The following is a 10587-nucleotide window of genomic DNA, read 5'->3' on the forward strand; positions in this document are numbered from 1 at the left end:
CCGCCCGCGCCGAACTCGCCCGCGTCCTGCGGCGGTTGCCGGACGGCGCGGTCGTCCTGCTCGACGGCCTGGTCGCCTGCGGGGTGCCGGAGGTGATCGTCCCGGCGGCCGAGCGGCTGCGCACGGCCGTCCTCGTCCACCTCCCGCTCGGTGACGAGACCGGCCTCGACCCCGCGGTGGCGGCCGACCTGGACGCCCGCGAGCGCGCGGTGCTGCGTGCCGTCCCGGCCGTCGTCGCCACCAGCGACTGGGCGGCGCGGCGCCTCGTCGCCCACCACGGCCTGGACCCCGGCCGGGTCCACGTCGCCGCTCCCGGCGCGGACATCGCGCCCCTCGCGCCCGGCACGGACGGGGTCTCCCGGCTGGTGTGCGTCGCCGCCGTCACTCCCCGCAAGGGCCAGCACCGGCTGGTGGAGGCGCTGGCGGCGGTGGCCGACCTGCCGTGGAGCTGCCTGTGCGTCGGCGGGCTCGGACAGGACCCGGAGTACGTCGACCGGCTGCGGTCGCTGATCGCGCGGCACGGCCTGGAGGAGCGGCTGCTCCTCGCCGGGCCGCGGTCCGGCGCGGAACTGGACGCCGCCTACGCCGGCGCCGACCTGATGGTGCTCACCTCGTACGCCGAGACGTACGGCATGGCGGTGACCGAGGCCCTCGCGCGCGGCATCCCGGTGCTGGCCACGGACGTCGGCGGCCTCCCGGAAGCGCTCGGACGCGCGCCGGACGGCGGAGTGCCCGGCATCCTCGTCCCGCCGGAGGATCCCGTCGCGCTCGCCGCGGAGCTGCGCGGCTGGTTCGGCGAGGCGGACGTACGACGCCGGCTGAAGGCCGCCGCCCGCGGTCGCCGCGCCGCCCTGAACGGCTGGGCGAGCACGGCCCAGAGCCTGGCCGGCGTACTGCACCGGCTGCCGGGCGACGGGGGGAGGGCGGCATGAACACGAAGAAGGGCAACGGGCCGTGCGCTCCCGGGGCGGACACCGGCCGGCACTCGCAGCCCGCCGCCGACCGGGGTACGGTCCGGCTCCGCGAGGCGCCGGTGGGCGAGCGGGCCGGCGAACCCCCGCGCTACGCACCCGAATGGCTGCGGCTGCGGGAGCCCGCGGACGCCGCCGCGCGGGCGCGGGACCTGCTCGACCCCTTGCGGATCAGGCTCGCCGACCTGCCGGGGCGGGCGGACGGTCTGGTCGTGCACGACGTGGGCTGCGGCACCGGTTCGATGGGACGCTGGCTCGCCCCGCTGCTCGACGGCGCCCAGCACTGGGTGCTGCACGACCGGGACCCCTACCTGCTGCACTTCGCGGCCGTCGCCGCCCCGCGCACCGCCGCCGACGGCAGCCGGGTCACCGTCGAGACCCGGCGCGGGGACCTCGCCCGCCTCACCCCGGACGCCCTGGGCGGCGCCGCGCTGGTGACCGCGTCCGCGCTGCTCGACGTCCTCACCGCCGAGCAGGTCGGCAGACTCGCCGCCGTCTGCGCCGCGGCCGGCTGCCCGGCGCTGCTGACCCTGTCCGTCGCCGGACGCGTCGGCCTCACCCCGGCACACCCGCTGGACGCCGAGATCACCGAGGCCTTCAACGACCACCAGCGGCGCACCGGCATGCTCGGTCCGGACGCGGTGGACGCCGCCGCCGAGGCCTTCGCCGGGCACGGCGCCACCGTACGCGCGCACCCCAGCCCCTGGCGGCTGGGCCCGGAGGAGGCCGGACTCACCGCCCAGTGGCTGCGGGGCTGGGTCGGTGCGGCCGTCGAACAGCGCCCGGACCTGCGGGAGCGGGCCGACCGGTACCTGGACGAGCGCCTCGCGGCCTGCGCCGCCGGAGAGTTGCGCGTCGTCGTCCACCACACCGACCTGCTGGCGCTGTGCCGGCCGACGGGCGGGGCCAAGTGACCGCACCGACGCTGCCGACGGCACCGGCCGCACCGGCCCGGGACCGGCCGGCAACACCCCGGCCGGACACCGCCGTCGGCGCCCCGGCTGCCCGCCGCCGCGCCCTGCGCGCCCACCTCGGCACGCTCGTCGGCACCGCCGTCCTCGCCGTGCTCCTGTGGCGGCTGGGGACCGGCGCCCTCCTGGACGGGCTGCGCCGGATCGACGGGCCCGCGGTGCTGGCGGCACTGGGGATCGGGCTGGTCACCACGGTGTTCAGTGCCTGGCGCTGGGCCCTGGTGGCCCGGGGACTGCGCATCCGGCTGCCGCTCGCGGCGGCCGTCGCCGACTACTACCGCGCCCTGTTCCTCAACGCGGCCCTGCCCGGCGGCGTCCTCGGCGACGTGCACCGCGCGGTGCGGCACGGGCGCAGCGCCGGGGACCTGGGGCGCGGCGTGCGGGCCGTCGTCCTCGAACGGGCCGCCGGGCAGGTCGCGCTGGCCGGTGCCGGGGCCGCCGTACTGCTCACCATGCCCTCCCCGGTGCTCGCCGAGGCCCGGCGGATCGCACCGCCCGCGGCGCTGGCCCTGCTCGGCGCGCTCGCCGTGGTCCTCGCCCTGCGCCCGAACCGGGCGCCCGTACGCCGGGGGCGGGCCCTGCGGGCGGTGCTCGGCGAGGCCCGGGCCGGGCTGCTGTCCCGGCGCAGCCTGCCCGGCGTCGCCCTCTCCTCCGTCGTCGTGCTGGCCGGGCACCTCACCCTGTTCGTGCTCGCCGCCCGGGTGGCCGGCAGCACGGCCTCGGTCGCCGCGCTCACTCCGCTGGCCGTGCTGGCGCTGCTCGCCATGGGGCTGCCGCTCAACGTCGGCGGCTGGGGGCCCCGGGAGGGCGTCACCGCCTGGGCGTTCGGCGCGGCGGGGCTCGGCGCGGACACCGGGCTCGGCGTGGCGGTGGTGTACGGAGTGCTCGGTCTCGCGGCGAGCCTGCCCGGCGCCGTCGTCCTCGTCGTACGCCGGCCCGGTGCGCGTTATGCGCGCTCGCCGTCGGAGCCGTCGGAGCCGTCGGAGTCGTTAGAGCCGTCCGAGGCGTCGGAAGCGGTCACCGTCGCCGCCGTCAGCAGCGCGAAGTGTTCCCCGAAGGAATCCGCCAGGCTCGCCAGCAGTTCCTTCCCCTTTTCCGCCGATCCCAGTGAAGGACGCCCGATGACACCGGAATCGGTATAGGCGGACATACCGAGGGAGAGCAGATGACGCCGGTCGTCCGCGACGAAATCGGCGGCCTCGTAACCGGGCCGGACCAATTCGGGGTGCGTGTGCAGAAGAATGGAGGTCTCGATTTCCCCCGCGTGCATGTCGGTGAGCAGCGAGGTGGTCACCCCGGCCCGCCCTCGTGCCGCTTCCCAGTCCTCCGCGGCCGGGAACAGCGCCATCCGCTCACCGCGTGCGGAGGATTCCTGGACGACGTTGCCCAAGACGTAGTTGCCGCCGTGCCCGTTGACCACGACCAGGGCCCCGACACCCGAGCGGCGCAGGGAGTCCGCTATGTCCCGCACCACCGCGTGCAGGGTCACGGCGGAGATGCTGACGGTCCCGGGCCAGGCCGCGTGCTCGTGCGAGCACCCGAAGGTCACCGGCGGCAGCAGGCGCACCGGATACGCGTCGGCCACCGCCCGGGCGACGGCGCAGGCGACGAGGATGTCGGTCGCCAGCGGCAGGTGCGGGCCGTGCTGCTCGAAACTCCCGACCGGCAGCACCGCGACCGCACAACCGCGTTCGCGCACCTCGTCGCTCGTGTCCGCCGGCACCAGTGAGACATCCATTCCCGCACGGCCTTTCATCTCGGTTGAGCAACCTGTTGAGGAACGCGAGAATCATGACAGAAAAAATCGGTGTACTCGGCAAGAAGGCGTCGCAGCGGTCACAGCGGCCGCAACGCACGGACGTGGAACGCGTGGTGGTCACACCCCTTCCCACCGTGTACGGGGAATTCCGGGCCTTCGGCTATTTCGACCACGAACGCGGCGACGAGCAAGTGGCCCTGGTGCACGGGGACCCGGGTGCCGAGGGCGTGCTCACCCGGCTCCACTCGGAGTGCCTGACCGGGGACGCCTTCGGCTCCCAGCACTGCGAGTGCGGCGCCCAACTCGCCTCCGCGCTGCGGCAGGTGGCCGACGCGGGCGGCGGGATCGTGGTCTACCTGCGCGGCCACGAGGGGCGCGGCATCGGTCTGCTGGCCAAGCTGCGCGCGATGGCGTTGCAGGCGGAGGGCCTGGACACGGTGGAGGCGAACCTCGCCCTCGGCCTGCCCGTGGACGCCCGGGACTACGGCGTCGCCGCCCGGATCCTGGACGACCTCGGGGTGCGGTCCGTGCGGCTGATGTCCAACAACCCGCGCAAACGGGAGGCGTTGGTGCGGCACGGCATCCAGGTCGCCGAGCAGGTGCCGCTGCTGATACCGCCGTGCGAGTCCAACCTCACCTACCTGCGCACCAAGCGGGAACGGCTCGACCATCACCTGCCCCACCTGGACGCCGTGGCGCACCTGACGTCCTGACCGTGCGGGGCGCGCCCCGCGGGCCGCCCGGATCAGTCCGCGAGGGCCTCGTGCACGAGCCGCTTCAGGTCCGGGTAGACCGCGTGCGAGGACCTCGGCCGCACCTGGGTCATGAACTGCACCGTCAGATCACGGCCCGGGTCGACCCAGAAGGTGGTCGTCGCCACTCCGCTCCAGCCGTACGTGCCCGCCCCGGAGGGCGACCGGGTGCGGCTCGGGTCGGTCACCACGGAGACGCCGAGGCCGAAGCCGACGCCGTCGTTGCCGGGCTGGTCGTGCGCCGGACGGCTGCCGAAGGAACGCAGGTCGGCGCCGTCCGGGAGGTGGTTGCGGGTCATGAGGTCCACCGTCGCCGGGGCGAGCAGCCGGACCCCGTCGAGTTCACCGCGGCGCCGCAGCAGTTCCGCGAAGCGGTGCACGTCGTACGCGGACGAGACCAGGCCGCCGCTGCCCGACAGGAACCGCGGCCGCCCCCGCAGCGGCAGCCCCTCCACCGGCGCGATGCCGCCGTCCGCCGTCTCGCCGTACAGCTCGGCCAGGCGGTCCGCCTGCGCGTCGGTGACGTGGAAGCCGGTGTCCGTCATGCCGAGGGGACCGAGGATCCGGTCCGAGAAGTACACGTCGAGCGGCTGCCCGGACACCACTTCCACCAGCCGCCCCAGTACGTTGCTGGCCACCGAGTAGTTCCACTCGGTGCCCGGGTCGAACTGGAGGGGCAGGCTCGCGTACAGGTCGACCGTCTCGGCCAGCCCCGCACCCGGCCGCACCGAGGACTCCACGCCCGCCGCCCGGTACAGCGCGTCGACGGGATGGGCGTGGTAGAAGCCGAACGTCAGCCCCGCGGTGTGGGTCATCAGGTGCCGGACGCGGACCGGACCGGTGGCCGGCCGGGTGACGACGTCGTCCCCGGTCCCCCTGACGTACACCCGGGGCTCGGCGAAGGCCGGCAGGTGGCGGTCCACCGGGTCGTCCAGCGACAGCCGGCCCTCCTCCACCAGCATCAGCACGGCCACGGACGTGACCGGCTTGGTCATGGAGTAGATCCGCCACAGCGTGTCCGCCGTGACGGGGAGCCCGGCCGCGACGTCCCGCAGTCCGTGCACCGTCAGATGGGCGACGCGGCCGCCGCGCGCGACGGCCACCAGGAACCCGGGCAGCCTTCCCTCGTCGACCTGCCGGGCGAAGTGCAGGTCGAGCCGGTCGAGCGCCCCCGGGTCGAGCCCGGCCGCATCCGCGTCGGCCTCCTGTCGCAGGGGTGGTATCGCCATCGCTCTCCTTGATCGCTCGTCGGACGGGTCCGGCATACCCCGCGCGGTCCCCGTCGGAACTCACGGTCGTCCGAGTTCCGCGGTGCGCGCCTCCAATGCGCGGACCACCGCCACCATGTCCTCGCCCCCGTGCCCCAGGGACACCGTCTCCTCGAACAGGGCGTGGGCGGCGTCGAGGAGGGGGGAGGCGAGGCCGGCGGCGCGGGCCGCCTCGGCGATCAGGCGGTTGTTCTTCAGCACGTCCGACGCCGCCGCCTGCGCCGTGAAGTCGCCGGTCAGCAGCTTGGGGGCCTTCATCCGGGAGACGGCGCTGGCCATCGGGCCGGCGTCGAGGACGTCGAGGAACCGGCGCCGGTCCAGGCCGTGCCGCTCGGCGAAGTGGAACGCCTCGGTCAGGCCGGTGACCAGGGTGATCAGGAAGAGGTTCACGGCCAGCTTGGTCAGCAGCGCGTTCGGTGCCGCACCGCAGACGAAGGTCTCCCGGCACAGCGGGGCCAGCACCGGTCGCACCCGCGCCACGGCGCTGTCCTCCCCGGCGAGCATCGCCACCAGCCCGCCGGTCTCCGCCGGGACCCGCGAGCCGGACACCGGCGCCTCCACGTACCGCCCGCCCGCAGCCCGGACGTCGGCCTCCAGACCGTGCGAGTACCCGGGCGAGGTGGTGCCCATGTGGACGACCGTGTGCCCGGCGACCCGGGCGGCGAACTCCGGGGTGCCGCGGGCCAGCACGGCGTCGATCGCCGGGCCGTCGGCCAGCATCAGGATCACCGTCTCCGCCCGGTCGAAGACCTCGGCGGGGCCGTCCGCCACCCGGGCCCCCGCGGCGCGCAGCGGAGCGGCGCGGGCGGGGGTGCGGTTGTGCACCACGAGGGGGGTGCCCGCGTGGGCCAGGCGCAGTGCCATCGGCTGACCCATGATGCCGAGACCGATGAAGCCGACGAGCCGCATGACGCACCGTCCGTACGAGAGGCGCGCCCGCCTGCAGGCGCGCCGGGAGAAGACCGGAAGAGGAATGAAGAGCCGGGCTATGACGGCCGTCATAGTAGCCCGGATCATGACAGCTGTCATAGGGTCGGTGCGGCACACGACGGCACGGCGAGGGAGCGGCGATGGCAGGGTCCGGGCGGGGGCCGCGGGAGCGGATGGTCTTCAGCGCCGCCCAGCTCATCCGGCGCCACGGTGTGGACGCCACCGGCATGCGGGACGTCGCCGCCCACGCCGGGGCGCCCCGGGGGTCGCTCCAGCACTACTTCCCGGGCGGCAAGGACCAGCTCGTCGGTGAGGCCCTGCAGTGGGCCGGGCGGTACGCGGCCGCCCGTGTCGCACGCTTCCTGGGGGACATGGACCGTCCGACGCCGAGCGGGCTGTTCGCGGCGATGGTGCGGCAGTGGACCGACGAGTACGAGACGCAGGGCTTCGCCGCGGGCTGCCCCGTGGCGGCGGCGACGGTGGACTGCGCCGAGAGTTCCGAAACCACCCGGAGGGCGGCCGCCGACGCCTTCGCCGCCTGGACGCGGCCGGTCGCCGAGGCACTCGTCGGCATGGGCGTGCCCGCGGAGCGGTCCGGGCCGCTGGCCACCTTGATGATCAGCTCCCTCGAAGGGGCGATCCTGATGGCCCGGGCCGAACGCGATGTGCGGGCCCTGACGACCGTCGCCCGCGAGCTGGGCCCGCTCCTGGACGCCGCCGTGCCCGGGGCCTGATCCGCGGCGCGCCGCTCACTGGCGGCTGACCGTGCGGGTCAGGCCGGTGATCACCGTCGTGGCCAGGATCCAGCCCGTGACGATCAGGACGTAGGACAGCGTCTGGTACCAGCCCTGGGGCGAGAAGGCGTTCTCCTGGCCGAAGGAGATCACCGGCAGCAGCAGGTCGAGCGTGTAGAAGACCGGGTCGAAGCCGGGGGCCTCCTCCGGCTTGAGCGGCGGCGGATGGTGCAGCCCGTACGCGACCGAGCCGACCGCCAGCAGCGACAGCAGCCAGCCGCCCGCGCGCAGCGGCCGGAAGCCGTACCCGACCGCGACGTCCTGGAGGTGCCCCCACAGGCGGCCGTACCAGGGCAGGGTGCGCCGGCGCCGCCGCTGCTTGGCGAGCTGCACCAGGCGGGCCGCGTCGTCGTCACCGATCCGCCGGTAGGCGGCGGTCAACTGCTCATAGGTGAAGGGGAGGTAGCTGTCGCCCTTCTCCAGCATCGGCAGCCGCCGCTCGGCGGGTTCGTGCGGGATGAGCGACGTGTACGTGAGGTCGTTGAGCTGGACCCGGTCCGGCACCACCTCCGGCTGCAGGAACAGCACGTCCACCTGGGCGCGGCGCAGATTGAGCGCACCCTGCACCGCCGGGCCCTCCCGCAGCCAGAGTTCGCCGATCGCGCAACTGCTGGCGCGCAGCGCGGTGTCCCCGGCGTTGGCCAGCCGGGCGTGCGACAGGTCGAGCCGGCCGGGTATCCGGGCACCGCGCAGCTCCAGCCGGCCCCGGACGTCCGCGCGCCGCAGCAGCACGTCGGCCTCGGCGGCGAGCGTCTCGGCCTGGACGGCGCTGCCGCCCGGCCGGTGCAGCACGGCGTCGTTGAGGTTGACCGTGCCGGCCACCCGGGCGCCGGTGAGCCGGACCTCGCCGCCCGCGCGCAGCCCCGGCGCCCACAGGTCGGCGCCCAGCACCGCCTGGTTGAGCTGGAGCACCGGCCACTCGGTGTCCGGCGTCTCGATGCGGGTGCTCTCCAGGTACAGGCTGCCGGTGACCTCCGCCCCCGCGAGCCGCACCGTATCGCTGAACCGGGCCCGGGTCAGCCGCAGTACGCCCTCCACCCGGACCGCGTGCGAGATCAGCCCGGGCAGCACGGACTCGCTCAGGTTCAGCTCGCGCAGCCGGGCCCCGTAGAACCTCGGTGCCTCGTCGAAGTGGCAGTGCCGCAGCCGCACGGGGTGGTCGACCGTCGCGTACTGCAGGTCCAGCCGTCCGGTGACGCGGGCGCCGGCCAGGCTCAGCGCGGCGACCCGGCCGTCCTCCCGGGGGCCGTCCAGGAGCAGGGAGCGCAGCACGCTCGCGCGCACGGTCCGCTCGGGGCCCCAGGTGCCGCCCTCGGCGGGGTCGTCGAAGTTCGCGGCGGAGGAGTCCGCGGCGGCGGAGCCCGCGGTGCGGAAGTCCACGTCGGTGCCCGAGGCGAACGCCCGCCAAAGACGCGACTCGGCCGGTGTCAGGTCGTTGATCTCCATCAGGGAGGGACTCTGACCCGAACCGGCCGATCACGTCAACGCGCTTTCCGGACCGCCCACTTCCAGGGCGGCCGTGCCCGGGCGGCTACTTCTTGGCCGACTCCACGGCGTGCCCGCCGAACTGGTTGCGCAGCGCGGCGACCATCTTCATCTGCGGCGAGTCCTCCTGCCGGGACGCGAACCGCGCGAAGAGGGAGGCCGTGATCGCGGGCAGCGGCACCGCGTTGTCGATGGCCGCCTCCACGGTCCAGCGGCCCTCGCCGGAGTCCTCCGCGTACCCGCGCAGCTTCTCCAGGTGGTGGTCCTCGTCGAGGGCGTTGACCGCCAGGTCCAGGAGCCAGGAGCGGATGACGGTGCCCTCCTGCCAGGAGCGGAAGACCTCGCGGACGTTGTCCACGGAGTCGACCTTCTCCAGCAGCTCCCAGCCCTCGGCGTAGGCCTGCATCATGGCGTACTCGATGCCGTTGTGGACCATCTTGGCGAAGTGCCCGGCACCGACCCGGCCCGCGTGGACGTAGCCGTAGGGACCGTCCGGCTTGAGCGCGTCGAAGACCGGCTTGAGGTCGTCGACGGTCTCCTTGTCGCCGCCGACCATCAGGGCGTAGCCGTTCTTCAGCCCCCATACGCCGCCGGACACACCGGCGTCGACGAAGTTGATGCCGCGCTTGCCCAGCTCCTCGGCGTGCTTCTCGTCGTCCGTCCAGCGGGAGTTGCCGCCGTCGATGACCGTGTCGCCGGGCTTGAGCAGCGTCGCGAGCTGGTCAATGACGTGCTGGGTGGCGCCGCCGGCCGGCACCATCACCCAGACCGCGCGCGGCCGCTCCAACTGGTCGACCAGCTCGACCAGGCTGTCGACGTCGGCCCGCTCGGGGTTGGTGTCGTATCCGACGACGGTGTGGCCGGCGTTGCGCAGCCGCTCGCGCATGTTGCCGCCCATCTTGCCGAGACCAACAAGACCGATCTGCATGTCAGTGCACTTCCTTCAGTTCACGGTAGGCGGCCACCAGCGCGGCCGTGGACGGATCGAGGCCGGGCACGTCCGCGCCCTCGGTGAGGGCCGGTTCGACGCGCTTGGCGAGCACCTTGCCGAGTTCGACGCCCCACTGGTCGAAGGAGTCGATGTTCCAGATCGCGCCCTGGACGAACACCTTGTGCTCGTAGAGGGCGATGAGCTGGCCGAGGACGGAGGGGGTCAGCTCGGCGGCCAGGACGGTCGTGGTGGGGTGGTTGCCGCGGAAGGTCTTGTGCGGGACCAGCTCCTCGGGCACCCCTTCGGCGCGTACCTCGTCCGGGGTCTTGCCGAAGGCGAGTGCCTGGGTCTGGGCGAAGAAGTTGGCCATCAGCAGGTCGTGCTGGGCCTTGAGTCCGTCGCTCAGTTCGGCCACGGGCCGGGCGAAGCCGATGAAGTCCGCCGGGATCAGCTTGGTGCCCTGGTGGATCAGCTGGTAGTAGGCGTGCTGCCCGTTGGTGCCCGGCGTGCCCCACACCACCGGCCCCGTCTGCCACTGCACGGGATTGCCCTCGCGGTCGACGGACTTGCCGTTGGACTCCATGTCCAGCTGCTGGAGGTACGCGGTGAACTTCGACAGGTAGTGCGAGTACGGCAGCACCGCGTGCGACTGCGCGTCCAGGAAGTCGCCGTACCAGACGCCCAGCAGACCGAGGATCAGCGGCGCGTTGGCCGGGGCCTCGGCGT

10 protein-coding genes and 1 pseudogene are annotated in these 10587 nt (G+C 74.2%); 5 read left to right on the forward strand and 6 right to left on the reverse strand.

What is annotated here, in order from left to right:
• The 3 genes from K7854_RS36775 to K7854_RS37895 form a co-directional block, all read left to right on the forward strand.
• Positions 1-932: glycosyltransferase family 4 protein (locus K7854_RS36775; protein WP_226030904.1), on the forward strand; the 932-nt coding region annotated here is incomplete at its 5' end.
• Positions 929-1885, forward strand: a complete 957-nt coding sequence (locus K7854_RS36780) for an SAM-dependent methyltransferase (protein ID WP_226030905.1) — start codon at positions 929-931, stop codon at positions 1883-1885. The genes K7854_RS36775 and K7854_RS36780, both read left to right, overlap by 4 nt.
• A complete protein-coding gene (locus tag K7854_RS37895; protein ID WP_226030906.1) occupies positions 1882-3084 on the forward strand; it encodes a lysylphosphatidylglycerol synthase transmembrane domain-containing protein in 1203 nt (400 codons plus the stop codon). Before K7854_RS36780 ends, K7854_RS37895 begins: the two co-directional genes overlap by 4 nt.
• Here the strand turns inward: K7854_RS37895 and K7854_RS36790 are convergent.
• Positions 2967-3680, reverse strand: a pseudogene (locus K7854_RS36790) (creatininase family protein); the annotation flags it as partial. The gene K7854_RS37895 and the pseudogene K7854_RS36790 sit on opposite strands and share 118 nt — an antisense overlap.
• A 53-nt stretch (positions 3681-3733) precedes the next feature.
• On the opposite strand from K7854_RS36790, the gene ribA reads away from it, so the two are divergent.
• Entirely contained in the window at positions 3734-4414 is a 681-nt protein-coding gene (gene ribA / locus K7854_RS36795) for a GTP cyclohydrolase II (RefSeq protein ID WP_226030907.1), read from the forward strand.
• Positions 4415-4446: 32 nt separating this feature from the next.
• Here ribA and K7854_RS36800 read toward each other — a convergent pair whose 3' ends face one another.
• Together K7854_RS36800 and K7854_RS36805 are read right to left on the reverse strand one after the other, a co-directional pair.
• Complete coding sequence (locus K7854_RS36800; protein WP_226030911.1) at positions 4447-5676, reverse strand: serine hydrolase domain-containing protein; 1230 nt, start codon at positions 5674-5676, stop codon at positions 4447-4449.
• A 66-nt stretch (positions 5677-5742) separates the two neighbouring features.
• A complete protein-coding gene (locus tag K7854_RS36805; protein WP_226030912.1) occupies positions 5743-6630 on the reverse strand; it encodes an NAD(P)-dependent oxidoreductase in 888 nt (295 codons plus the stop codon).
• A gap of 161 nt (positions 6631-6791) precedes the next feature.
• Between K7854_RS36805 and K7854_RS36810 the strand changes: the two genes are divergently transcribed.
• Entirely contained in the window at positions 6792-7385 is a 594-nt protein-coding gene (locus tag K7854_RS36810; protein ID WP_226030908.1) for a TetR/AcrR family transcriptional regulator, read from the forward strand.
• A 15-nt stretch (positions 7386-7400) separates the two neighbouring features.
• On the opposite strand, the gene K7854_RS36815 is transcribed toward K7854_RS36810, so the two are convergent.
• From K7854_RS36815 to K7854_RS36825, 3 genes are all read right to left on the reverse strand, one after another.
• Positions 7401-8891, reverse strand: coding sequence for a membrane-associated oxidoreductase (locus tag K7854_RS36815; RefSeq protein ID WP_226030909.1), 1491 nt, complete (start codon positions 8889-8891; stop codon positions 7401-7403).
• A gap of 85 nt (positions 8892-8976) precedes the next feature.
• A complete protein-coding gene (gnd, locus tag K7854_RS36820) occupies positions 8977-9858 on the reverse strand; it encodes a phosphogluconate dehydrogenase (NAD(+)-dependent, decarboxylating) (protein WP_226030910.1) in 882 nt (293 codons plus the stop codon).
• Position 9859: 1 nt separating this feature from the next.
• A partial coding sequence (locus tag K7854_RS36825) for a phosphoglucose isomerase-related protein (RefSeq protein ID WP_505016457.1) occupies positions 9860-10587 on the reverse strand: 728 nt, incomplete at its 5' end.

This window comes from Streptomyces hyderabadensis (assembly GCF_020404845.1).
Taxonomy (GTDB): Bacteria; Actinomycetota; Actinomycetes; order Streptomycetales; family Streptomycetaceae; genus Streptomyces; species Streptomyces hyderabadensis.

Bases quoted from the DNA above. Each gene is read 5' to 3' on its own strand.
- K7854_RS36780 (WP_226030905.1), top strand. From the start codon at position 929: ATGAACACGAAGAAGGGCAACGGGCCGTGCGCTCCCGGGGCGGACACC.
- K7854_RS36815 (WP_226030909.1), bottom strand. From the start codon at position 8,891: ATGGAGATCAACGACCTGACACCGGCCGAGTCGCGTCTTTGGCGGGCG.
- gnd (WP_226030910.1), bottom strand. From the start codon at position 9,858: ATGCAGATCGGTCTTGTTGGTCTCGGCAAGATGGGCGGCAACATGCGC.
- K7854_RS36805 (WP_226030912.1), bottom strand. From the start codon at position 6,630: ATGCGGCTCGTCGGCTTCATCGGTCTCGGCATCATGGGTCAGCCGATG.
- ribA (WP_226030907.1), top strand. From the start codon at position 3,734: ATGACAGAAAAAATCGGTGTACTCGGCAAGAAGGCGTCGCAGCGGTCA.
- K7854_RS36810 (WP_226030908.1), top strand. From the start codon at position 6,792: ATGGCAGGGTCCGGGCGGGGGCCGCGGGAGCGGATGGTCTTCAGCGCC.